This is a genomic window from Streptomyces cupreus, assembly GCF_014257025.1.
Taxonomy (GTDB): Bacteria; Actinomycetota; Actinomycetes; order Streptomycetales; family Streptomycetaceae; genus Streptomyces; species Streptomyces cupreus.
Map to the genome: position 1 here is coordinate 116,664 of NZ_JACMSF010000004.1, position 24,207 is coordinate 140,870.

The following is a 24,207-nucleotide window of genomic DNA, read 5'->3' on the forward strand; positions in this document are numbered from 1 at the left end:
CGCACGATGAAACTGACGGTGGTCGGCGGAGGCTCGACCTACACCCCCGAACTCGTGGACGGCTTCGCCCGGTTGAGGGACACCCTGCCGGTGCGGGAGCTGGTCCTGGTGGACCTGGCGGCCGAGCGCCTCGAACTGGTCGGCGGCCTGGCCCGCCGGATCTTCGCCCGACAGGGCCACCCGGGACGGGTGGTCACGACGGACGACCTGGACCGGGCGGTGGAGGACGCCGACGCCGTGCTGCTCCAGCTCCGCGTCGGCGGCCAGGCGGCCCGGAACGAGGACGAGACCTGGCCGCTGGAGTGCGGCTGCGTCGGCCAGGAGACGACCGGCGCGGGCGGCCTGGCGAAGGCGCTGCGGACGGTGCCGGTGGTGCTGGACATCGCCGAACGGGTCCGGCGGGCCAACCCGCGCGCGTGGATCATCGACTTCACCAACCCGGTGGGGATCGTGACCCGGGCCCTGCTCCAGGCGGGGCACCGGGCGGTCGGGCTGTGCAACGTGGCGATCGGATTCCAGCGCAGGTTCGCGGACCTGCTCGGGGTCGCCCCGGTGGACGTCCATCTGGACCACGTGGGTCTGAACCACCTCACCTGGGAGACGGCCGTACGGCTGGGCGGCCCGGAGGGCGAGAACGTCCTGCCCAAACTGCTGGCCGAGCACGGCGAGGGCATAGCGGACGCCCTCCATCTCCCACGCGCGGTACTGGACCGCCTCGGCGTGGTCCCCTCCTACTACCTGCGCTACTACTACGCCCACGACGAGGTCGTACGAGAACTGCGTACGAAGCCCTCGCGGGCGGTCGAAGTGGCGGAGATGGAACGGCAGTTGCTGAAGCTGTACGCCGACCCGGCGCTGGACGAGAAGCCGGAGCTGCTGGCCCGCCGGGGCGGGGCGTACTACTCGGAGGCCGCGGTGGATCTGGCGGCGGCGCTGCTGGGCGGGGGCGGGAGTCCGTACCAGGTGGTGAACACGTACAACAACGGCACGCTGCCCTTCCTCCCGGACGACGCGGTGGTGGAGGTGCAGGCCGCGATGGGCCCGCAGGGCGCGGCGCCATTGCCGGTGCCGGAGGTGGATCCGCTGTACGCGGGGCTGATGGCGAACGTGACGGCCTACGAGCACCTGGCGCTGGAGGCGGCGCTGCGGGGCGGCCGGGACCGGGTGTTCCGGGCACTGCTCGCGCACCCGCTGATCGGCCAGTACGAGTACGCCGAGGTCCTCACCGACCGGCTGATCGCGCACAACCGGGAGCACCTCGCGTGGGCGTGACGGGCACTGTTCTCGCCGTCGACGCGGGGAACAGCAAGACCGACGTGGCGGTGGTCACGGCCGACGGGGAGGTCATCGGAACGGCACGAGGAGGCGGGTTCCGGCCGCCGGCGGTCGGGGTGACGGCGGCGGTGGACAAGGTCGCGGACGCGGTGGGGCGGGCCTTCGCCGAGGCAGGTGTGGACTCGGTGACCCATGTGTCAGCATGCCTGGCCAACGCGGACCTCCCGGTGGAGGAGGAACAGCTGGCGGCCGCGCTGCACGCGCGCGCGTGGGGAACGACGGTCGGCGTCCGCAACGACACGTTCGCGATCCTGCGGGCGGGGGTGGCCGAGCCACGAGGCGTGGCCGTCGTCTGCGGGGCAGGCATCAACTGCGTAGGCATGCTCCCGAACGGCCGCACGGCCCGCTTCCCCGCGCTGGGTCGCATCTCCGGTGACTGGGGCGGGGGTTGGGGCCTGGCGGAGGAGGCCCTGTGGCACGCGGCAAGGGCGGAGGACGGCCGGGGCGCGCCGACGGCACTGGCGTCCGCACTACCGGCCCACTTCGGCCTGGGGTCGATGCAGGCCCTGATAGAGGCCCTGCACCTGGAACACATCCCCCAGTCCCGCCGCCACGAACTGACCCCGGTCCTCTTCACGACGGCCACGGAGGGCGACCCGGTGGCCCGCTCCCTGGTCGACCGCCTGGCGGAGGAGGTGGTCGCGATGGCAACGGTGGCCCTGACGAGACTGGACCTCCTGACGGAGGAGACCCCGGTGATCCTGGGCGGCAGCGTCCTGGCGGCCCACCACCCCCAACTGGACGACGCCATACGGAACTTGCTGACATCACGAGCCCCAAAGGCAGTACCCCGAGTGGTGACGGCACCTCCGGTGGTGGGCGCCGTGCTGCTGGGGTTGGACCGGGTGGGGGCGAAGGTGGGGGCGGAGAGAAGGGTGAGGGCGTACTACGAGCGGTAAAACTCCCTTCAGCCCGTCCGGCGGGGGCGAACCAGGACCCGGCGTACCCCCAACGCACCCCCCACCGGAACCGAACCGATTCGCTGGGCGTATTCATGGGCAGGGGGTGATCCGGGATACTGCAAGGCCGCCGGCGGACCCACCGTGACGAATGTCAGTCCCGCCAGTGATACTTGCGGGCGACGGATGACCATGGGGGAGGTCGAAGTGACACAGCCGACGAAGAGCAGCACAGCACCACCGGGCCCCGGCGTACCCACCATGCCGTCGGTACCGCCACAGCAGGCCCGGCCGACACCCCCCACACCCCCGGAAACACGTCGCACCGCCTTCGCCGAGGGCCTCGACCGACTCCGCGCCGCCGCCACCACGGAACCAGGCCGGCTCCGCATCATCGGCGCCGTACTCGCCCTGCTGGTCGTAGCCTTCGGCGCCGTCACCGCCTGGCAGGTCACCGACCGCACGGCAGCCGCCGACGACGTCCTGCACAGCAGCCAGCCCCTGAGCAACGACGCCGCCGACATCTACCGCTCGCTCGCCGACGCCAACACCGCCGCCTCCAGCGGCTTCCTGGCCGGCCGCGCGGAGACCGGCGTCAACCGCGTCCGCTACGAGAAGGGCATCAGCACAGCCGCGGAGAAACTCGTCAACGCCGCGGCCAACTCCGACCCCGACTCCCCGTCCGCCGCGACGATCGCCGAGCTCAACCGCCTGCTGCCGGAGTACAAGGGCCTGGTCGAGCAGGCCCGGACGTACAACCGCCAGGGCTTCCCGGTCGGCGGCGCCTATCTGCGGTACGCCAACGAGAAGATGCAGCAGGAGATGCTCCCGGCCGCGGAGGATCTCTACAAGAAGGAGAACCAGCGGCTGCGCGACGACTACGACGGCGCCACCCCGTACCCCTGGGCCGCGATAGCCCTCGGCGTCCTCGCGCTCGCCGCCCTCGCCTGGGCCCAGCACCGCAACTACCGCCGCACCAACCGCGTCCTGAACCACGGCCTGGTCGCCGCCACGGCCACCGCTACGGTGGTCCTGCTGTGGCTGGTCGTCGGCCACAGCGTGGCCCGCGCGAGCCTGAACGACTCCTACGACCACGGCGTCCGCTCGTTGAACGTCCTGCACGACGCCCGGATCGCCTCCCTGAAGGCCCGCGGCAACGAGAACCTGACGCTGGTCTCCCGCGGCGCCGAGACGAAGAAGGTCGGCGAGGAGACGTACGACGCCTACGACTACGACTTCCAGCAGGACATGGACACCCTCGGCAAGGGCCTCGCCCTCGCGGAGCAGCTCGCCGACGACGAGGCGGGCGAGCAGCCGGTCACCGCGGCCGTGGGGAACATGACGGAGTGGAAGAAGCGCCACTCGGCCGCCCGCGCGGAGGACGAGAACGGCGAGTACCAGCAGGCGCTGGACAAGGTGATCGGCGCCAAGGGCACGACCGGCGAGTGCTTCGACAGCGTCGACGCCAACCTCGCCACCGCGCTGAAGCACGAGACGACCGAGTTCAAGGCGGCGGCCGGCGACGGCCTGGACGCGATGTCGGGGCTGTCCATCGGCGCCGCGGTCCTCGCCGTCCTGGGCGCGGCCGGCGCGGTCCTGGGCATCGGCCGCAGGCTGTCGGAGTACCGGTGAGAGGGGGCATGACGATGCACGCACGACGTCTGCGGGCCAGCCTGAGGGGCTGGGGCGGAGTGGGAGCGATGACGGCCGTGTGCGCCCTGGCGGTGGTGCTCGCGCTGCTGCTGCCGCTCACCCAGGCCTCCGGCGACGGCAGCACCGGCACCGGCGGCCCGGGGATCGCCAAGGGCACCCACGCCCGCGCCGAGGAGGAGTGCACGGACCCGGAGAAGCAGACGCTCTCCCCGTCCGGCGCCGACGGCCCCACCATCGAGGCGATCAAGAACCGGCAGGGCGAGAAGCGCAAACTGATCGTCGGCGTCGACCAGAACAGCTACCGCTGGGGCTACCGCAACCCCAACAGCACCGGCACCGCAGAGCTGGAGGGCTTCGACATCGACCTGGTGCACCGCATCGCCGAGGACATCCTCGGCGACCCGAACGCCGTGCAGTTCAAGGCGATCCCCACCAACCAGCGCATCCCGGCGATCCAGGAGGGCCGGGTCGACATGGTGGTCCGCACCATGACGATCAACTGCGACCGGCTCACCGACGTCGCCTTCTCCGCTCCCTACTTCAAGACCGGCCAGCAGGTCCTCGCCCCCAAGTCCTCGGACATCAAGGGCTACGACGACACCCTCGCCGAGCGGAAGATATGCACCGCGGAGGGTTCGACGGCGTACTCCACGCTGGAGCAGGGCCAGAAGGACGGCGACCTGCCCGCCTCCGCCGACATCTCCAACACCGTCCCCAACCAGCTCGACTGCCTGGTCCGGCTCCAACTCGGCGAGGTGGACGCGGTGGTGACCGACGGCGCCCTCGCCGCGAGCCAGGCCGCGCAGGACCCGACGGTCGAGCTGAAGGGCGCGGCGTTCACCACCGAGTACTACGGCGTGGCGATGAAGAAGGACGCCGATGATCTGGTACGCCGGGTCAACCAGATCCTGGTGGACTACCGCAAGGACACCTCCGGCGGCTGGCAGGCGTCGTACGACAAGTGGCTATCGGCGACACTGGGAACGGAGGCTGCGGATTCGGAGCCGCCCGCACCGCAGTACCTCCGCAAGAGCTGAACCGGACTCACCGGATTCACCGGATTCACTGAGAAACAACACCCCCAGCCACACAACACAGCAGCGAGAGGTGATCGATGGGCGTCACGGGACCCCCCGGGCCGGTGATGGACCGGGACGAGGTGGACCGTGCGCTGGCGCGGCTCGGCGCGGAGCACGAGGCGATCGAGACCTCGCTGCTCGCCCTCCAGGACCACGCGGGCCGCAGACTCCTCGAAGGCGCCGAACTCACCGGCGTCACCAAGGAGCGCTGGACGGCCGCGGAGGCCTCGATCACGCTGCTGTGGGCCTACTTCGACGCCTACACGGCGGCCCTGCGCGGCGCCCGTGAGATCCGCTCCCGGCGCCGCTGGTCCAGCCGCGAGGACCTGGTGGAGCTGACCGAGCTGCTGCGCGGCGAGTCCGTCACGGTCGCCGGTTCCGCCACGGCGACCGCCAACGCGCCGACGCTGCACGGCGGTTCGGGCAAGCTGAGCGAGCGTTTCTCGCTGGTCACGCTGGTGGACCGGATGAACGAGCTGTACGCGACGAGCCTGGACATGGTCGTCGCCGCCGACGCGGTGTGGTCGGCGCTGCCCGCCCGGATCGATTTACTGGCCGCGGAGCTCCAGCGCACCCGCAGGCTCGCGCACTCCGTGGGCGTACGCCCGGGCGAGCACCCGGCGGGCGACGACCTGGAGCGCATCACGCGCACGCTGACGAACCTGCGCGAGCAGGTGGTGTCCGACCCGCTGGCCTTCTGGCGCCCCGCGCCCGGGAGTTCGGCCCCCGGTGGCGGCAAGCCGGACACCACGGTCTACGACCGTGAGGCGCGCGCCCTGGAGGACGTGCGCCGGGAGATCGACGCCGTGCTCACCGTCCGCCAGGACGCCGAGGCCCGTCTGGTGAAGCTGCGGGACGTGCTCTCCCGCGCGGACCGCACCCTCGCCGAGGCACGCACCGCGCGCGGCGAGGTGCTGGCGAAGATCGCCGCCACCGAGGTGCCGGTCGTCAGCGGCCCGCCGACCGTGCTCCAGGAGCAGTTGGCGACGGCCGCCGAGTACCGCAGACACGCCCAGTGGCACCGGCTGTCCCCGCTGCTCGAGTCGTTGGAGCAGAAGGCGGAGGACGAACTGCTGCGCGCCCGCGAGTCGTTGACCGCGGTCACCGCGCCGCTCGCGGTCCGCGCCGAGCTGCGCGGCCGTCTGGACGCGTACAAGGCGAAGGTCGCCCGGCACGGCCTCGCCGAGGACCCGTTCCTCATCGAGCGGTACGACGCGGCCCGCCGCATGCTGTGGAGCGCGCCCTGCGACCTGCGCGTCGCGGAACAGGCCGTCCTGCGCTACCAGCGGGCGGCCGCCGAACTGCTGGGTGCCCCGCGCGTGCCGGAGCAGGGCGGTCCGGAGGATCGTCGGGGGGAGACGAGGTCATGAGTCAGGCACAGCAGACCTGCCAGCGGCCCGGCTGCGGCGGTACGTACGAGGACGTGGGCGGCGGCGAGCTGTACTGCGACACCTGCGGTCTGGCCCCGGTCGTCTCCACCTCGGGCATCGTCGGCTCCACACCCACCGGGGTGACGGGCGGCGGCAAGGGCGGCTCGGGCAGCGGCAGTTCCCGCTCCAGCAGCCGCAGCAGCTCTCGTACGTCCTCGCAGTCGTCGAAGTCGCGCCGCTCGGTGTCCGGGCGGCTCTCCCGCTCCCTGTCGGGCCGTTCCACCGGCCGCTCGGTGTCGGTGCGCAGCTCCGGCTCCGCCGCCGGCAGCTCCGGGCGTGGCCGGCTCGGCGTCGGTCTGGTGGATGTGCCGGACGTGCCGCGGCCCGACCCGCGCGCGATGGTGCTGGACAACCCCGAGGTGCCCGAGCGCAAGCGGTTCTGCTCCCGCTCGGACTGCGGGGCGCCGGTGGGCCGGGCGCGCGGTGAGAGGCCGGGCCGTACGGAGGGCTTCTGCACCAAGTGCGGCCACCCGTACTCCTTCATCCCGAAGCTGAAGTCGGGCGATGTGGTGCACGGCCAGTACGAGGTCGTGGGCTGTCTGGCGCACGGCGGTCTCGGCTGGATCTACCTCGCCGTGGACCGCGCCGTCTCCGACCGCTGGGTGGTCCTCAAGGGCCTGCTGGACACCGGCGACCAGGACGCCATGGCCGCCGCGATCTCCGAGCGGCGCTTCCTCGCGGAGATCGAGCACGCCAACATCGTGCGGATCTACAACTTCGTCGAGCACCTGGACCAGCGCACGGGCTCCCTCGACGGCTACATCGTGATGGAGTACGTCGGCGGCAAGTCCCTCAAGGAGATCGCCAACGACCGCCGCACCACGACCGGCAAGCGCGATCCGCTGCCGGTGGAGCAGGCATGCGCCTACGGCATCGAGGCCCTGGAGGCGCTCGGCCATCTGCACAGCCGCAACCTGCTGTACTGCGACTTCAAGGTCGACAACGCCATCCAGACCGAGAGCCAGCTCAAGCTCATCGACATGGGCGCCGTGCGCAGGATGGACGACGAGGAGTCGGCCATCTACGGCACGGTGGGCTACCAGGCGCCAGAGGTCGCCGAGGTCGGCCCCTCGGTGGCCAGCGACCTCTACACGGTCGCCCGCACCCTGGCCGTGCTCACCTTCGACTTCCAGGGCTACACGAACGTCTTCGTGGACTCCCTTCCCGACCCGGACAACATCGAGGTCTTCCGGCAGTACGAGTCCTTCTACCGGCTCCTGGTCCGGGCGACGGACCCGGACCCGGCCCGCCGGTTCGCCTCCGCGCAGGAGATGGCGGAGCAGCTGACGGGCGTGCTCCGGGAGGTCGTATCGCTTCAGACGGGCCGGGCGCGGCCCGCGCTGTCGACACTGTTCGGGCCCGAAGTGAAGGTCACGGACACGGAGTTGTTCCCGAAGCTCGACGGTGAGGTCTCCCGGCTGGGGGCACGCGGCCGAACCGCAGCCACTGCCCCCGCCCCCGCCCTGTCCGGCAGCATGGTCAGGCCCGTCCCCACCCCCGCCGCGGCCCTCGCCCTGCCCGTGCCGCACGTGGACCCGGGTGATCCCAACGCCGGTTTCCTCGCGGGCCTGATGACCTCCGCGCCCGCCGAACTCGTCAGCGCGCTCGCCGCCGCCCCGGCGCCCTCCACCGAGACCCGGCTGCGACAGGTGCGGGCCTGGCTGGAGAACGGCGACGCGGGCACCGCCCACCAGACCCTGCTCCAGTTGGAGGCCGAACGGCCGGACGACTGGCGGGTGGTCTGGTACCGGGGCGTGGCCGCGCTGGTGACCGGCGATCAGGAGGGCGCCGCGCTCGCCTTCGACGCGATCTACGACGCCTTCCCCGGCGAGCCCGCGCCCAAGCTGGCCCTCGGCCTGTGCGCGGAGGTGCTCGGGCAGTTGGACAACGCCGCCGAGTACTACCGCCTGGTCTGGTCGACCGACCCGAGCTATGTGAGCGCCGCGTTCGGCCTGGCTCGCGTCCAGCTCGCCGGCAGTGACCGGCTCGGCGCCGTCAGAACGCTGGAGTCGGTGCCGGAGAGCTCCATCCACTACACGGCCGCGCGCGTGGCCGCCGTACGGGCGCGGCTGCGGCAGCGCACCGTCGTCGGCAGTGACGTACCGTTCCTGGACGACCTGACCGCGGCCGCGGGCCAGGTGGAGGCGCTTCAGGCTTACGGTCTGGACCCGGCGCGCCGCGAGCAGTTGGCGGCGGAGGTGCTCGGCTGTGCGCTGGACTGGATACTCTCCGGTGGCCAAGGTTCCGTCCCCACCGCCGCCGGGGGACGGTTGCTGCTCGGCAGCGGCCTGGACGAGCGGGGACTGCGGTTCGGCCTGGAGCGTTCGTACCGCACGCTGGCCCGGCTCGCGCAGGGCGGCGAGGAGAGGATCGACCTGGTGGAACGTGCCAACCGTTACCGCCCCCGGACGTGGGTGTAGTTGATGTCGCAGATGCCCCAGCAGGCCGCTCTGTCGAAGTGCCCGAGCTGCGCGGAACCGCTGCAGTCGGGTGACCGTTTCTGTGAGAAGTGCGGATACGACCTGTCCGCCCTCGCCGACACACCGGCCGCCGTCAACGGCACGGCCCCGCCCCCGCCGCCCGGCGCCGCCGACGTGGCCTGGCCGGGCGCCTCGGAGCCGGACAGCTCGGACACCCCGGCAGCGGTTCATCTGCCGGCCGACCTCCAGGGATCGGCGTCCGACGGCCGCGGCCGGCCGCCTGCCGATCACGGGGGCGTACGGTTCGACCGCGCACCCGAGCCCGACGAGTACCCGCTCCAGGCGCCGGACCCGCGGATCGCCGCCGAGCAGCCCGCCCCCGCCGAGGCCGCCAAGGTGTGCGTGGCCTGCCGGGCCGGCCGGGTCGACCACGACGGCTACTGCGAGAACTGCGGCCACGCCCAGCCCCGCGAGCGCGACCACATGGAACAGGAGTGCGGCCCGATCGCCGCCGTCAGCGACCGCGGACTGCGCCACCACCGCAACGAGGACGCCTTCGCCGTAGGGTGCACGGCCCTCGCCGACGGCTCCCCCGCGGTCCTGGCGATCGTCTGCGACGGCGTCTCCTCGGCGACCCGCCCCGACGACGCCTCGCTGGCCGCGTCCCGCGCGGCGAGCGACACACTGCTGGCGGCCCTGCCGCACGGCACACACCCGCAGCAGGCCATGCACGAGGCGATCGTCGCCGCCTCCCGCGCGGTCAACGCGCTGGCCGGCGAGCCCGCCACCGCCCGCGAGCACGCCCCGCACCAGAACGCGCCCGCCTGCACCCTCGTCGGCGCCGTGATCACCTCCGGGCTGCTGGTCGTCGGCTGGGTCGGCGACAGCCGCGTCTACTGGGTCCCGGTGGACCGCAGCGCGCCCCCGGCCCGGCTCACCGAGGACGACTCCTGGGCCGCGCAGATGGTCGCCGCGGGCCTGATGAACGAGGCCGAGGCGTACGCCGACGAGCGCGCCCACGCGATCACCGGCTGGCTCGGCGCGGACGCCTACGAACTGGAGCCGCACACCGCTTCCTTCAAGCCGGACCGGCCGGGTGTGGTGGTGGTGTGCACCGACGGTCTGTGGAACTACGCCGAGGCGGCCGAGGAGATGGCGGACGTGGTGCCCCTCGACGCGGCCGTACGCCCCCTGCACAGCGCCCAGGTGCTGGTCGGTCACGCGCTCGACGGCGGGGGCCACGACAACGTAACAGTGGCCGTGCTGCCGTTCCCGGCCCCGCCGATGGGGGCAGGATCGGCCTGAGGCCACGCAGCGGGGAAGCCTCGACGGACCGGAGGGGACCGGTCCGCCATCAGACATCGCCCCACCCCGGTGGTGGGGTGACCTAGGGGGATCAGAGAAGGCATGGCCAATTTCTCGAAGTCGCACGTGCCGCAGTTCTCGATGGACGTGTACCAGAACGAGTACCTCCCCGAGGGGGGCCGCGAGGTCAACGCGATCGTGACGGTCACCGCGACCGGCGGCGGCACGATCGGAAGCGCGGTCGCGGCACCCCACCTCTTCACATCGGGGCAGGGCCCGTCCGCCGCGGTGGCGATCATGGTCGACTGCTCGGGTTCGATGGACTATCCGCCGACCAAGATGCGCAACGCCCGGGACGCGACGGCCGCGGCCATCGACACCCTGCGCGACGGTGTGCACTTCGCGGTGATCGGCGGCACGCATGTCGCCAAGGAGGTCTACCCGGGCGCGGGGCGCCTCGCGGTCGCCGACGCCACCACCCGTGACCGGGCCAAGCAGGCGCTGCGGGGGCTCAGCGCGGGCGGCGGTACGGCGATCGGCACCTGGCTCAGGCTCGCGGACCGGCTGCTGTCCTCCGCGGACGTCGCCATCCGCCACGGAATCCTGCTCACCGACGGCCGCAATGAACACGAGTCACCTGAGGATCTGCGGGCCGCGCTGAACTCCTGCGCCGGACGTTTCACCTGTGACGCACGCGGTGTGGGCACCGACTGGGAAGTGAAAGAAGTCACAGCAATCGCCTCCGCCCTGCTCGGCACCGCCGACATCGTCGCCGACCCGGCGGGCCTCGCCGCCGACTTCACGCAGATGATGGAGACGGCGATGGGCAAAGAGGTCGCGGACGTCGCCCTCAGGGTGTGGACACCGGTGGGCACGACCATCAAATTCGTCAAGCAAGTCGCGCCGACGGTCGAGGAGTTGACCGACCGCCGCACCGAATCGGGCCCGCGCTCCGGGGACTATCCCACCGGCTCCTGGGGAGACGAGTCCCGTGACTACCACGTCTGTGTCGAGGTACCGGCCGCCGACCTGGGCCAGGAGATGCTGGCCGCCCGGGTCTCGCTGGTCATCCCGCAGCCGGACGGCGGCGTCCAGAACCTCGGCACCCAGGGCCTGGTACGGGCCGTGTGGACCGACGACATGGTCGCGTCCACCTCGATCAACCCCCAAGTAGCCCACTACACCGGGCAAGCGGAACTGGCACAAGCCATCCAACAAGGGCTTGATCTGCGCAAAGCGGGCGATATGGATGGCGCAACGGCCAAACTGGGCCGGGCCGTTCAGCTCGCCAGCGCCTCCGGAAACGCCGATACGGCGAAACTCCTTGCGAAGGTGGTGGACGTGGTCGACGCCGCGGCAGGTACTGTGCGACTGAAGGCGAAGGTCGCGGAGGCCGACGAGATGACTCTCGAAACCCGGTCGACAAAGACTGTTCGTGTAAAGAAGTGACACAAGAAGTACCCGAGCAATAACGCGAGCCTGACCCCTCGGGGTTGGAGAAATCCGGTCGTGACGGCCGGAAAGGAGAGGGGGAAGCGCCGACATGCCGACCTGCCCGAACGGACACCAGTCGGGTTCCGACGACTGGTGCGAGGTCTGCGGTCACCGCATGGCCGGTGCCGTACCTCCGCCCCCTCCCCCGCCGCCCCCGCCCGGCGGTGGCTACGGCTTCCCGCCGCCGGCCGCCGGTGCCCGGCCGCCGCATCTGTCCGCCGTACCGGACCCCGAGCCGGAGCTCTGCCCGCAGTGCCGTACGCCGCGTGAGGGCGGTGCGCCATTCTGCGAGGAGTGCCGGTGGAACTTCCTGACCAACACGGCGACCTCGTACACCCCTGCCGCCCCACGCCCGCCGGCGCCCGGCGCAGGCCCCAGCCCCGCGGCCCGCTTCCAGCAGCCGCCGCCCGGACCGTCCTACGGCGGGGGTGACTCGTACGACTACCAGAGCTCGCGGCCTTCGCAGATGAACCGGCCGGCCGAGCCGATTCCGCCGTTCGGGGCGGATCCGTCTTCGGGGCCGGGTGGGGCTGGTGGTCCCGGTGGACCCGGCGCACCTGGCGGCCCCGGTACGTTCAACGGCCCTGGCGGTCCCGGTGGGCCCGGCGCCCCCGGAGGGCCTGGTGCCTTCGGCGGTCCGGGCGGACCTGGCAGCCCGTCCGCACCCGGGGGGCCCGGTGGTCCCGGCGCCTTCGGCGGCCCGGGCGGACCTGGCGGACCTGCCGGACCTGGCGGCCCCTCCGGACCAGGCGGTCCCGGAGCCTTCGGCGGCCCGGGTGGCCCCGGCGGCCCGTCCGGCTTCGGTGGTGACCCCTCGCGGCCGGTCCCGCCGCCGCCCGGTCCCACACCGCCCGCCGGTCCCGGAGGCCCGGGAGGCCCCGGAGGTCCCGGTGGACCTGGCGCCCCCGGCGCCCCGCAGGCCTTCCACTCCGGCCCGCCCGCCCCGCCGGCCTTCCCGCAGGAGTCGAACCGCCCCCAGCCCGGCGGCCCGTCCTTCGGCGGCGGCGAGGACGACTGGGTGATCTCGCCCCCGTCCTCCACCGCGCCCGGCGGCCCCGGCCCCCAGAGCGGCGGCTACGGCTACCCCCAGCCCGGCTCCGGTCAGGCCCCGCCCCCGCCCGGCCCGGCGTACCCGCAGCAGCCGGCCACCTGGACGGCGACGATCGGCCCGGACCGCGAGTACTTCATGGCGATGATGCAGCGCTCGGGCCCCGAGGCCGCGGGCCTGAACCTGCCCGCGTACTCGCCCGAGCAGCAGCGCACCCTCACCGGCAACCAGCTCACCATCGGCCGCCGTCGGCACTCCACCGGTGACACCCCCGACATCGACCTGTCGGTGCCGCCGGAGGACCCGGGCGTCTCGCACCAGCACGCGGTGCTGGTCCAGCAGCCGGACGGTTCCTGGGCGGTCGTCGACCAGAACTCGACGAACGGCACGACGGTGAACGGCTCCGAGGACCCGATCCAGCCCTTCGTCCCGGTACCGCTCCAGGACGGCGACCGGGTCCACGTCGGCGCGTGGACGACGATCACCATCCGCAGGGGCTGAGTCCGCTCCTCAACGGAGGGGCCAGGAGTACGGCCCCTCCGGATCGTCCAGCCAGGCCCACTGGCTCTCGCCGCTGACCGTGATGCCGTAACGCTGACGCTGCGGTGCGCCCTCGCGGCCCCACAGCGCGTACGCCTCCTGCGGGTCCAGGCCCTCGCGGCTGAGCGCCAGCAGGAAGCGGAACAGGTCGTGATCCCTGGCCGGGCGCGGCACTCCGCCGAGGGGCGCCGGTTCGGTTTCGGACCGGTCGCCGCCGCGCAGCGGGACGAAGTAGGCGGGCGTGTGCAGGAACCGCCCCTCGGCATGCTTGCCGTCCTGCACGGTCAGGGCGACCAGGCCGGTGGCCATCGGGGTCAGGATCCGGGCGCCCTCCCGGCACTGGGCGAGCCAGGCGGGCGGGATCGACGGCAGGGTGCAGGTCGCGATGATCCGGTCGAACGGCGCCCGCTCCGGAGCACCCCGCGCGCCGTCGCCCGTCAGGACGACGGGGTGGTACCCGGCGGCCGCCAGATGCTGCCGCGCGCACTCGGTGATCTCCGGCTCCAGATCGACGGTGGTGACGAGATCGTCGTCGCCGAGCCGCCGGGCGAGCAGAGCGGCGTTGTACCCGCTCCCCGCGCCGATCTCCAGCACCCGGTCCCCGTCCTCCACACCCAGCGCGACCAGCATCATCGCCATCAGCGAGGGCTGGCTGCTGGAGGAGAGCAGCTCCCCGTCGCGCAGCCGGGTGGCCAGCGGTACGTCCGCGTAGGCGCCGCGCATCCAGCGCTCCCGTGCACCGGGTTCGGGGCTCTCGCCCCAGCGCCGCTCGTAGCCGCCGACGGCGCCGACGTAGTAGTAGTAGGGGACGAAGAGATGACGCGGCACGTCCGCGAACACTTCCCGCCACACCGGATCCTCGTCCCAGGCCCCGCTCCGGTCGATCTCACGCACGAGTTCCGCCCGCGCCGTGGCGGCGAGGTCGGCGAGCTCCTTGTCGTCCCGGTCGAGATCGTGCGCGCTCATGTCTCCACTGTCCTGCGGCACGCGGCGCGGGGCGAGTGCCGGAGGGTCCTAAGTCTTCCGTCCTGGGTCGTGGCGTCTGAGACCATAGGGGATGTGAATGAGATTCGGCGCGGCACGCTTCAGGAGCAGACCTTCTACGAGCAGGTCGGCGGGGAGGAGACCTTCCGGCGCCTCGTCCACCGTTTCTACGAGGGCGTCGCCGAGGACCCGATCCTGCGGCCCATGTACCCCGAGGAGGACCTGGGCCCGGCCGAGGAGCGCCTCACGCTCTTCCTGATCCAGTACTGGGGCGGCCCCACGACCTACAGCGAGAACCGCGGCCACCCCCGCCTCCGCATGCGCCACGCCCCCTTCACGGTCGACCGCGCGGCCCACGACGCCTGGCTGAAGCACATGCGCGACGCGGTCGACGAACTCGCCCTCTCCGAGGAACACGAGCGCACTCTGTGGAACTACCTGACATACGCGGCGGCGTCGATGGTGAACACACAGGGCTGAGCGGCAACGTGAGCGAAGCCCACCCCCGCGTCGGCCCGGCCCGCCAGGGATCAGCGGGACACGCTCACGTCCAGCCCCCCGAGCCCCGCCCGACGGACCGCGATCGACCCGTACGGCGTCCGTAGCCGCAGCCACACGCCCGACGAGAACAACGCCAATTCCCCAGCGGCCCGCAGAAAGCCCAGCGACTGCGCCGCGTGCACGGCCCGCACCGGCAGGTGCGTGTCACCGACGGCCCTCGACCAGATGTCCCGCCCGATCCTGTCGAGTTCGGCCCGCGTACGCCCCTCAGGACCCAGCTCCTCGGTACGAGCCCGGAATTCGGCCACCGCCGCCCCGACCATGGCCCGCAGCGCATCCGGCCCCGGCAACCCCGGCTCGGGACGCCACCCACCCCGCGGCGGCAGCACCCCCGCCCAGGGCGGCCCGGTGACAGCGCCGGGAACGACAGCCGTAGCCGCCGACTCGTCCACCGCTTCCAGCAGTTCACCCGCGGACACGGTCACGTCCAGCGTGACATCGAGCCCGTTCTCGTAGGGCTTGGCCAGCCGCGCCGTACGGATCGCCAGCACCTCGAAGGACGGCGGGCGTCCGAAGACGGCGAGTGCGGTGCCGGCCGCCTGGAGGCGCACCGCGGCTGAACGGTCGTAGTGGAGCAGCCGGGAGAGGAAAGCGGCGAGATCCGCCGCCTCCCCCTCGTCGGCGAGGTGGAGCACCGTCATGCGGCGACGGCCTCCTCCTCGTCGTCGTCCGTGTACTCCTGGAGGAACTCCCGTTCCTCGGAGGTGATCCGGCGAGGCCGCTGGGCCTCGAAGTCGAACGGCACTATCACCGTCGACGCCCGGACATAGACCTGGTCGCCGTCCTTCACCTCGTAGGAGAGGGTGAAGGAGGCGGCCCTTATCTCCGTGACCCACAGCTCGATGTCCACCGGGTGGTGCCGGTGCACGAGCTGCCGCTTGTAGTCGATCTCATGGCGCGCCACCACGGACCCCTGCTGGAAATCCTTGTCCGGGCGGAACAGGAAGTCGATACGGGCTTCCTCCAGGTACCGGAGGAAGACCACGTTGTTGACGTGGCCGTACGCGTCCATGTCCGCCCAGCGCAGCGGGCAGCGGTAGATGTGCCGCAAGATCGATCAGCCCCGGGTCAGCTTCTTGTAGGTGGCGCGGTGCGGACGCGCGGCGTCCGGACCGAGCCGGTCGATCTTGTTCTTCTCGTACGACTCGAAGTTGCCCTCGAACCAGAACCACTTGGAGTCACCCTCGTAGGCGAGGATGTGCGTGGCGACCCGGTCGAGGAACCACCGGTCGTGGGAGACGACGACGGCGCAGCCGGGGAACTCCAGCAGCGCGTTCTCCAGGCTGGAGAGCGTCTCGACATCGAGGTCGTTGGTCGGCTCGTCGAGGAGCAGCAGGTTGCCGCCCTGCTTGAGGGTGAGCGCGAGGTTGAGCCGGTTGCGCTCACCACCGGAGAGCACTCCGGCCGGCTTCTGCTGGTCGGGCCCCTTGAACCCGAAGGCAGAGACATACGCCCGGGAGGGCATCTCGACCTGCCCGACATTGATGTAGTCGAGCTCGTCGGAGACAACGGCCCACAGGGTCTTCTTCGGGTCGATGTTCTCGCGGCTCTGGTCGACGTAGGAGATCTTGACGGTCTCGCCGACCTTGATGGAACCGGAGTCGGGGGTCTCCAGACCCTGGATCATCTTGAAGAGGGTGGTCTTGCCGGCGCCGTTGGGACCGATGACACCGACGATGCCATTACGAGGAAGCGTGAACGAAAGATCGTCGATCAGCACCTTCTCCCCGAAGGCCTTGTTGAGGTTGGCGACCTCGACGACGACGCTGCCGAGCCTCGGCCCCGGCGGGATCTGGATCTCCTCGAAGTCCAGCTTCCGCATCTTCTCGGCCTCGGCGGCCATCTCCTCGTACCGGGCGAGACGTGCCTTGGACTTCGCCTGCCGCCCCTTGGCGTTGGAGCGAACCCACTCAAGCTCTTCCTTGAGCCGCTTGGCCCGCTTGGCGTCCTTCTGCCCCTCGACCTTGAGACGGGTCTGCTTGGTCTCCAGGTACGTGGAGTAGTTGCCCTCGTAGGGGTAGGCGCGGCCGCGGTCGAGCTCAAGGATCCACTGGGCGACGTTGTCCAGGAAGTACCGGTCGTGGGTGATGGCCACGACGGTGCCCGCGTACTTGGCGAGGTGCTGCTCCAGCCAGTTCACGGACTCGGCGTCGAGGTGGTTGGTGGGCTCGTCGAGCAGCAGCAGGTCGGGGGCCTCGAGCAGCAGCTTGCAGAGCGCGACGCGGCGCCGCTCACCACCGGAGAGGGTGGTGACGGGCCAGTCGCCGGGCGGGCACCCGAGGGCGTCCATGGCCTGCTCCAGCTGAGCGTCGAGGTCCCACGCGTTGGCGTGGTCGAGCTCCTCCTGAAGCTTGCCCATCTCGTCGAGGAGCGCGTCGGAGTAGTCGGTCGCCATGAGCTCGGCGATCTCGTTGAACCGATCGAGCTTGCCCTTGATCTCGGCGACACCCTCCTGGACGTTCTCCAGGACGGTCTTCTCCTCGTTCAGCGGGGGCTCCTGAAGCAGGATGCCGACGCTGTAACCGGGCGACAGGAAGGCGTCCCCGTTGGAGGGCTGCTCAAGCCCCGCCATGATCTTCAGCACGGTCGACTTACCGGCACCGTTCGGGCCGACGACGCCGATCTTCGCCCCGGGGAGGAAGTTCAGGGTGACGTCATCGAGGATCACCTTGTCGCCGTGCGCCTTGCGCGCCTTGCGCATGGTGTAAATGAACTCAGCCAAGAGAAACCGTCCGGCAGCTTGAAATCTGGCAGTGGGCAGATACACCCCATCTTGCCGTACCGCCACCCTTGGGAGGAAACCCGTTACCCCCGATCCCCCTGACCTGGCCTTTCCTAAAGCCAAGACGGGACTGCCGGTGTACGCCGAGGGGGAGGTGCCAGGGTTGCTGCGGCAGGTGGGGGCGGCGGATCTTGGGCGGACTGTCGGCATGGTGCGGCGGCTCTGTCCGGGGTGCGAGACCGAGGCGTGCCCTCGGTCTCGCACCCCGGACAGCGGGATCGACGCAGAGCCTTACGCGCTGCCCTTCCGCCCTTGGATCTCGGCGAAGACGCGTTGCGGACGATCTGCGGGTTCATTCAGGAGGGGCCCCTGAGGCGGACGACATCGACGCGGACGACTTCTGGCTCCAGCGGTCAGTCCTGCTCAGAGGTCTTCTTCCTGCGGACCACGATCAAAGCCGCCCCGCCGATCAACACCAGCCCGATCGCCACCCCCGCGATCACCGGCGTCGCGTCGGAGCTGCCCGTCGCCGCGAGGTTGGTGTCGCGGGACGTGCCGCCCACCGTCGCGGGGCTCGGCTCCGTCAGGGTCTGGGTGGAGGTGTTGTCCGCCTCCGCGGCCTCCGCCGCCTGGGTCATGCAGTCCAGGACGCCGGTGAAGCGCTGGGCGAAGCCGCCGGGGCCCTCGATGGTGAAGTCGTAGGCCTGGTCCTCCTGGAGCGGGATCGTCACCGTTCGGGACTCGCCCGCACCGATGGTGTACTCGGCGCCCAGCAGCTCGAAGGAGAAGCTCTCGTCGCCCTCGTTGGCGGCCGTGATGTCCACGCCGCCCTTCGCGCAGTTCTTCGTCGCGGACAGTGCCGGTATCGGGCCCTGCTTCGCCCACGTCGCCCGCGCCGTCGCCGACACCGTCGACTCGCTGGAGCCGGCCAGGATCTGCGTCTGGCTGCGGCTCTCGGAGGTGAAGGCGCGGCCCACGGGGACCGTCGTCGAGGCCTGCACCGTGAGCTCCGCCGTGCCGGCCGCCGCGTCCGCGGGCACGTCGACGTAGATCTGACCGCCATCGGCGGTCGAGGTGACGGGCTTGCCTGTCTTGTCGACGATCCGTACGCCGCTCGTGGCCGCGTCCGCCGGAGGCGTCACCGTCACGGCGGACGCCCCCGTGTGTACCGTCACCGGCCCGAGCCGCTCGCCCGGGCGCCCGGACAGCGCGGGCGGGTCGAGGGTCAGCGACGCCGCCGGCTCGGCCACGTCACGGGCGCTCTTCTCCAGGTAGTCGGCGAGCTTCTCGGCCTGCGGATCGACGGCGTCGACGTCCGCGTCGTCCGAGTAGCGCCACACGGCCACCTGCGTGCCGGCCGCCGCGTCCTGCTCGGTGAGTCCGCCCCGCAGGCCCGCCTTCTTGGCCAGCGCAGCCAGATCGTTCACCTGCGGGTAGGAGTTCTGCAGGATCCAACGGATCCTGCCCGAGTTCTCGTTGACGCCGAGCGAGGTCCCGCTCCACGGCGTCTCGTGGTACTTGGCATCCTTCTGCGTGGGGTTGTACAGGTCCACACAGTACGTCTGCAGGGTCCCGCCGCCGTCCACGGACATCTCGAACAGGCCCGCCGAGATCTCCTGGTCGCCGGCCTCGTCGTGTATGACCGCCGCGCCGTAGGTCTTCAGGCCGCCTATCGTCGCGGTCGCCCCGCCCTGGTTCTGTGTCGTGCCGTCGGTGGCGGCGGCCTGGCCGGCACCGGCCACCAGCACACCGGCAGCGAGCAGGCCGGACACCAGCGTCGCGGCGGCGAGTCGGGCCGCCCCTCGGCCACGCCCGGACGGCGCGGCGAAAGAAGAAAGCACAGAATTCCCCTTCGAGCAGGACCCGTTGATGTGGGGGGTACGGTCCCACCAGCAGAACTACAAGCCCCGAGAGCCTTGTTCGGCATCCTAAGGACCAGGCGCACCACGCTTCCCAGGGATCCCGTGGGACCAGCGATCCGACTCGGAATCGTTATCGCGGGGATCCACTGCGAACAGGGCTTATCGACAAATCCACCGAGGGTCGTTCGGCACGCACTCGCCGATAAGCCGCAGTTCGGTCAACGATCACTTCCGTACTGATGTCACGTCATCGCCACGGGTTCCGGAGTCCGTTGACCCGCTGTCTCCGGCGTCTCCCAGTCCGGCTCCGGACGCGGGGGCGGACCGCTCACCGCCGGCTCCGGCCTGCCCGGGCGGCGGAAGGCGGAGGTGCCCCGCGCGAGATCGTGGCCGATCGCCACCGCCTCGATATCGGCCGAGGTCCAGTTCTGCTGCTAGCGCACCTCCGAACGGACCTTCAGCCTGCCCTGCACCAGGACGGGGTCGCCCACGGTCAGCGACGCCGCCGCGTTCGTGGCGAGCTGCCGATTGGCCCACACCGTGAAGAAGTTGGTGTGCCCGTCCGTCCACTCGTTCTTCTCCCGGTCCAGATAGCGCGCGGTCACCGCCAGCCGGAACCGCGCGGACGGTCCCGTCGCGACCTCCCGGTACACCGGCTGCGTCGCCACGTTCCCCACGACCGAGATGATCGTGTCGTTCATCCTGCACCCCTCCCGGATACGCCTACGGGCCCGTCCCGTACGGCTGCGTCTTTCGCAATGGCGATCGCGTCCCTCGCGAATCGCCGTGAAGCCAGACTGCCTCCGCCGGACCGAGCCCGCCGCGCGCTGTGGATCAGCCCGGGGCTGTGGAAAACCCCGCCACTCGAACGAGGCGTTCCGCGCCACTCCCCGGCCACGGCTCACACCCCCACCCCCGTCACCCGCCCGTACTGCTCCCGAACCTCCCGATACCGCAACAACTCCGCAGCCACCGGATCCAGCACCCGCGCCCTCCCGCACCCGGCGGCCGCCTCCCGCAATCGCCGTTCCGCCTCCATGCCGTACCGCCGCGCCGGCCCCCGCGCCGCCATCCGACAGCTCCACTCCACCAGCGGCCCCCCGATGATCCCGGCCACCATCAACAGCACCGGCACACCCAGATTCGGCGCCATGACGCCCACGATCTGCCCCACCAACCACAGCCCGCCCACCACCTGAAGCAGCGTCATCGACGCCTGCACCAGTACCGCCGCCGGCCACCAGCCGGGCCGAGGCGGCCGCCCCGGCGGCAGGCCCGCGCGCGCGGCCAGCTCGTCCAGCGCCTCGGACAGCCCCTGAGAACCGCGTACGGCCGCCTCGCGCACCGCCTGGGCCCACGGCGTCGGCAGCCCGCCGGACGCCCGCTCGGCGACCGTACGCACCGCCTGCTCGACGCGCTGACGCGCGGTGGCCTCCTCGTCGGCCTGGGCCCGCAACGGGAGCCGTCCCGTGGGGGGTTCATGCCGGTCCTGGCACCACCGCCACAGCCGTAGCCAGGGCGTCCCGCACGCGCGATTGGCGTTGCGCAGCCACGCGCGCTCGGCGGCCTCGCCCGCCGCCGTGGCGCCGACCGCGTCCGCGAGCCGAGCCGCGAACTCGTCCCGGGCCTCCTCGCTCAGCCCGGTCCGCCGGGAGGTGGCGTAGACGGGCCGCAGCCACCACGCGGCGGCATCGATGTCGGCCGAGATCCGGCGCGCGGCGGCCCCGCGCTCCGCCACGAACTGGCCGAGCGCCTCGCGCAGTTCACCGACGCCGTCCCCGGTGAGCGCGGACAACGCGAGCACGGTCGCGCCCGGTTCGCCGTACTCGCCGAGCGCGATGCCGTCCTCGTCCAGCAGCCGCCGCAGATCGTCGAGGACCTGATCGGTCGCCTCCCCGGGGAGCCGGTCGGTCTGGTTGAGGACGACGAACATGACCTCGGCGTGGCCCGCCATGGGCCGCAGATAGCGCTCATGGAGCATGGCGTCCGCGTACTTCTCGGGGTCCACGACCCAGATGACGGCGTCGACAAGGGCCAGCACCCGGTCCACCTGCTCGCGATGCTGCAAGGCCGCCGAGTCGTGGTCGGGCAGGTCGACCAGGACGAGGCCGCGCAGCTGCCCCTCGGCGTCGGCGTGCTGGGCGGGGCGCCTGCGCAGCCGGGGCGGGATACCGAGCCGGTCGATGAGGCTTGCCGCGCCGTCGCTCCAACTGCACGCGATGGGCGCGGCGGTGGTCGGCCGGCGTACGCCCGTCTCCGAGATCGTCACCCCGGCCAGCGCGTTGAACAGCTGCGACTTGCCGCTGCCGGTGGCGCCCGCGAGGGCGACCACGGTGTGCTGCCCGGAGAGTCGGCGCCGCGCGGCGGCCTCGTCGAGCACCCGTCCGGCCTCGGCGAGGGTCCGGCTGTCGAGCCGGGTCCGGGACAGCCCCACCAGCTCGCGCAGCGCGTCGAGCCGCGACCGCAGGGCGCCGTCGTACGCCAGGGTGGTCGCCGTCTGCGGGACAGAGGCCTGGCTCTCCACGGCGGGTACGGGCTGCTCCCCAGCGGCCTCGTTCACCCGCCGCGCGATCAGCCCGTCGTCCCAGCCGGTCCCGGAGTCGGCACCGGCCGTGTCATCGTCCACACGCGCGTGCTCGCCCTCCTCAGGTTCTACGGCTTCGTCGGAACCCCCGCCGGACGCCTCGGCCTCCTCGGGAACGCTCTCGGCGGCGCCGTCCTCGGCGGGTTCCGTGTGTCCCTGGTCGTGGTCCTGGTCAGTGATGGCGGTCACCGGTCACCTCTCCTTCTGCAGTACGGACAGCGCGGCGATGAGTTCGGCCTGTGGCTCGGGGTGGACGTCGAGGGCGTCGAGGGGGGCGAGCCGGCGCTCGCGTTCGCTGTGCATGACCCGGTTCAGGTGATCGGCGAGCAGCCGCTCACCCCGGTCGCGCAGCCGCAGCGCGCCGTGGGCTCCGACACGCTCGGCGAGCCGCTCGCCCGCGGAACGGGCCCTACGGCCGCCCAGAAGCGCGGTCGCGACCAGTGCGGCGACCACGTCGGGGTCGGGCGCGGCGCTCCGGTCGAGATTGCGCACCTCGTCCTCGGCGTACTCCTCCAGCTCGCGCCGCCACCGCCGTACGGCCAGGCCGATGCGGTGCTCGGCGCTCTCCGTGGTGGGGTCGCGGTCCCGGAGGCTGGGGGCGGCCGCCGCCGGTTCGCGGCGCCAGGCCTCGTCGACGCGCTCGTCGGCGGCCGTGACGGCGCACAGCAGCAGGGCCGCGAGGCTTTCCGCGAGGGCGTCCAGCAGTTCGCCGGCCGAGCAGTCGAGGGGGAAGGCGCGCCAGCGCTTGAGGGCGTCGCCGGCGAGGACGGCGCCGGACTGGAGGCGGCCGCGTACGCGCGCGTGCTCGCTGTCGTACGCCGACTCGACGGCGGAGGTGAGCCGGAGCGCGGCGGCGTACTGGGCGGCGGCGGCGCTGGCCAGCCCGGGCATCCGGGCCTTGAGGGAGTCGAGGACGCCGTAGGCCGTGCGGGCCATGACGTGCTGGCGGGCGGCCGGGTCCTGGGCCTGGTGGACGAGCCAGGTGCGCAGCGGCGCCACGGCGCTGGCCGGGAGGAGGCCGCCGCCCCAGGCCGACTCGGGCAGCTCGGGGACGGTGAAGCGGGGTACGTGGCCGAGGCCGGCCTTGGTGAGCAGGGCGCCGTACTGCCGGGAGACCTCGGAGACGACCTGGTGGGGTACGCGGTCGAGGACGGTGACGAGGGTGACGTCGTACTCCTTGGCGGTGCGCAGCAGGTGCCAGGGGACGGCATCGGCGTAGCGGGCGGCGGTGGTGACCATGATCCAGATGTCGGCCGCGCAGATCAGCTCGGCGGCGAGGACGCGGTTGTCGGCGACCAGGGAGTCGATGTCGGGCGCGTCCAGCAGGGCGAGACCGCGCGGGAGCGTTTCGGTGGTCTCGACGCGCAGCACGCGCGCGGGGTCCTCGCCGGGCAGCAGGAGCTCGTCGCCGGGATCCTGCTGGGGCACCCACACGCGCGTGAGGTCGGGCAGTACCCGCATCCCGCTGAACCAGTGATGATCCTCCGGATGGCACACCAGCACCGGGGTCCGGGTCGTGGGCCGCAGCACCCCCGCCTCGCTGACCCGCCGGCCCACCAGGGAGTTGACCAGCGTCGACTTTCCGGCCCCGGTGGAACCTCCCACGACGGCCAGCAAGGGCGCTTCAGGCTCTCTCAACCGGGGCACCAAGTAGTCGTCGAGCTGGGCGAGCAGTTCGTCGCGGTTGGCACGCGCGCGTGGCGCCCCCGCCAGGGGAAGCGGAAAGCGTGCGGCTGCGACACGGTCGCGCAGAGCGGAGAGTGCGTCGATCAGCTGAGGCCGTACGTCCAAGGTCACCACATGCGAAGAATGCCCAATTTTAGGGGAATTCTGAAGCATATGAGCATGTCTGCGCGCCGACGGAACACAAGGGATGGAAGGGATGACTGGGACACCGGCATGGTCCAGGCATAACGAGTGCACAACACCCGGTGCGCGAGACGCCAAAAGCGGTGCACGATTCGTACCTGCCTGCGATTATCAGGACCGCTTCACCGAACCTCCACATTGAGCCACGGAGGCGAAGCAGCAGGGACGAGGATGCGGGAGCCCTATCCTTGTCCCCGGCAACGTCACGGATCAGCCCACACCCGGGCAGCACCACGACAGAGGCCACCACACCGGCCCCCGTAGCTCAGTGGATAGAGCAGGCACCTTCTAAGCGCTTGGCCGCAGGTTCGAGTCCTGCCGGGGGCGCCACTGACCGTCGGTCTGGCTGGCGACGTTTTCGCAGGTCAGACTGCGTTTTCCTGGTCTTCCACGTTAATCGGATTCTTCGCCTCCGCCAGGGG

Annotated in this window: 17 protein-coding genes, 1 tRNA gene and 1 pseudogene; 11 read left to right on the forward strand and 8 right to left on the reverse strand. The window is 71.6% G+C overall.

The genetic code is table 11. The features are described from left to right. The first annotated feature begins 6 nt into the window (after positions 1–6). The 9 genes from H4N64_RS05230 (at position 7) to H4N64_RS05270 (ending at position 13,164) form a co-directional block, all read left to right on the forward strand. Positions 7–1,272: a 6-phospho-beta-glucosidase gene (locus tag H4N64_RS05230; RefSeq protein WP_186280913.1), complete on the forward strand. Its 1,266-nt coding sequence runs from the start codon at positions 7–9 to the stop codon at positions 1,270–1,272. Further along, positions 1,263–2,234, forward strand: coding sequence for a BadF/BadG/BcrA/BcrD ATPase family protein (locus H4N64_RS05235; protein ID WP_186280914.1), 972 nt, complete (start codon positions 1,263–1,265; stop codon positions 2,232–2,234). Before H4N64_RS05230 ends, H4N64_RS05235 begins: the two co-directional genes overlap by 10 nt. 261 nt (positions 2,235–2,495) lie before the next feature. Beyond that, the gene (locus H4N64_RS05240) at positions 2,496–3,866 is read left to right on the forward strand and encodes a hypothetical protein (protein WP_186281045.1); all 1,371 of its coding nucleotides are present in this window, start codon (positions 2,496–2,498) and stop codon (positions 3,864–3,866) included. Positions 3,867–3,880: 14 nt separating this feature from the next. Then, positions 3,881–4,924 carry a glutamate ABC transporter substrate-binding protein gene (locus H4N64_RS05245; protein WP_186280915.1) on the forward strand — a complete coding sequence of 348 codons (1,044 nt, stop codon included), beginning with the start codon at positions 3,881–3,883 and terminating at the stop codon, positions 4,922–4,924. A gap of 77 nt (positions 4,925–5,001) precedes the next feature. Continuing rightward, complete coding sequence (locus tag H4N64_RS05250; RefSeq protein WP_186280916.1) at positions 5,002–6,336, forward strand: hypothetical protein; 1,335 nt, start codon at positions 5,002–5,004, stop codon at positions 6,334–6,336. Then, entirely contained in the window at positions 6,333–8,816 is a 2,484-nt protein-coding gene (locus H4N64_RS05255; protein ID WP_186280917.1) for a serine/threonine-protein kinase, read from the forward strand. Before H4N64_RS05250 ends, H4N64_RS05255 begins: the two co-directional genes overlap by 4 nt. Next, the gene (locus H4N64_RS05260) at positions 8,817–10,121 is read left to right on the forward strand and encodes a PP2C family protein-serine/threonine phosphatase (protein ID WP_418896244.1); all 1,305 of its coding nucleotides are present in this window, start codon (positions 8,817–8,819) and stop codon (positions 10,119–10,121) included. It begins immediately after the preceding gene. A gap of 102 nt (positions 10,122–10,223) precedes the next feature. After that, on the forward strand, positions 10,224–11,570 hold the full coding sequence (locus tag H4N64_RS05265) for a vWA domain-containing protein (RefSeq protein WP_186280919.1): 1,347 nt from the start codon (positions 10,224–10,226) through the stop codon (positions 11,568–11,570). A gap of 94 nt (positions 11,571–11,664) precedes the next feature. Beyond that, positions 11,665–13,164, forward strand: coding sequence for an FHA domain-containing protein (locus H4N64_RS05270; RefSeq protein ID WP_186280920.1), 1,500 nt, complete (start codon positions 11,665–11,667; stop codon positions 13,162–13,164). 9 nt (positions 13,165–13,173) lie between these two features. Here H4N64_RS05270 and H4N64_RS05275 read toward each other — a convergent pair whose 3' ends face one another. Further along, entirely contained in the window at positions 13,174–14,169 is a 996-nt protein-coding gene (locus H4N64_RS05275; RefSeq protein WP_186280921.1) for a methyltransferase domain-containing protein, read from the reverse strand. Between the two features lie 84 nt (positions 14,170–14,253). Between H4N64_RS05275 and H4N64_RS05280 the strand changes: the two genes are divergently transcribed. Continuing rightward, complete coding sequence (locus H4N64_RS05280; protein ID WP_186281046.1) at positions 14,254–14,667, forward strand: globin domain-containing protein; 414 nt, start codon at positions 14,254–14,256, stop codon at positions 14,665–14,667. Positions 14,668–14,717: 50 nt separating this feature from the next. On the opposite strand, the gene H4N64_RS05285 is transcribed toward H4N64_RS05280, so the two are convergent. The 7 genes and pseudogenes from H4N64_RS05285 to H4N64_RS05315 all read right to left on the reverse strand — a co-directional run bounded on the left by H4N64_RS05285 (position 14,718) and on the right by H4N64_RS05315 (position 23,716). Next, positions 14,718–15,389, reverse strand: coding sequence for a DUF8185 domain-containing protein (locus H4N64_RS05285; protein WP_186280922.1), 672 nt, complete (start codon positions 15,387–15,389; stop codon positions 14,718–14,720). Continuing rightward, positions 15,386–15,799 (reverse strand): acyl-CoA thioesterase, encoded by a 414-nt coding sequence (locus H4N64_RS05290; protein WP_186280923.1) that lies wholly within the window; start codon positions 15,797–15,799, stop codon positions 15,386–15,388. The genes H4N64_RS05285 and H4N64_RS05290 overlap by 4 nt, the downstream gene beginning before the upstream one ends. A gap of 6 nt (positions 15,800–15,805) precedes the next feature. Further along, complete coding sequence (ettA, locus tag H4N64_RS05295; protein ID WP_186280924.1) at positions 15,806–17,470, reverse strand: energy-dependent translational throttle protein EttA; 1,665 nt, start codon at positions 17,468–17,470, stop codon at positions 15,806–15,808. 413 nt (positions 17,471–17,883) lie between these two features. Further along, the gene (locus tag H4N64_RS05300) at positions 17,884–19,311 is read right to left on the reverse strand and encodes a Cys-Gln thioester bond-forming surface protein (protein WP_186280925.1); all 1,428 of its coding nucleotides are present in this window, start codon (positions 19,309–19,311) and stop codon (positions 17,884–17,886) included. A gap of 263 nt (positions 19,312–19,574) precedes the next feature. Then, positions 19,575–20,033, reverse strand: a pseudogene (locus tag H4N64_RS05305) (single-stranded DNA-binding protein). Between the two features lie 200 nt (positions 20,034–20,233). Further along, positions 20,234–22,105: a GTPase gene (locus H4N64_RS05310; RefSeq protein WP_186280926.1), complete on the reverse strand. Its 1,872-nt coding sequence runs from the start codon at positions 22,103–22,105 to the stop codon at positions 20,234–20,236. Between the two features lie 3 nt (positions 22,106–22,108). Next, a complete protein-coding gene (locus tag H4N64_RS05315; protein WP_186280927.1) occupies positions 22,109–23,716 on the reverse strand; it encodes a dynamin family protein in 1,608 nt (535 codons plus the stop codon). A 323-nt stretch (positions 23,717–24,039) separates the two neighbouring features. Here H4N64_RS05315 and H4N64_RS05320 point away from each other — a divergent pair. Then, a tRNA-Arg gene (locus H4N64_RS05320) sits at positions 24,040–24,115 on the forward strand. The last annotated feature ends 92 nt before the right edge of the window (positions 24,116–24,207 follow it).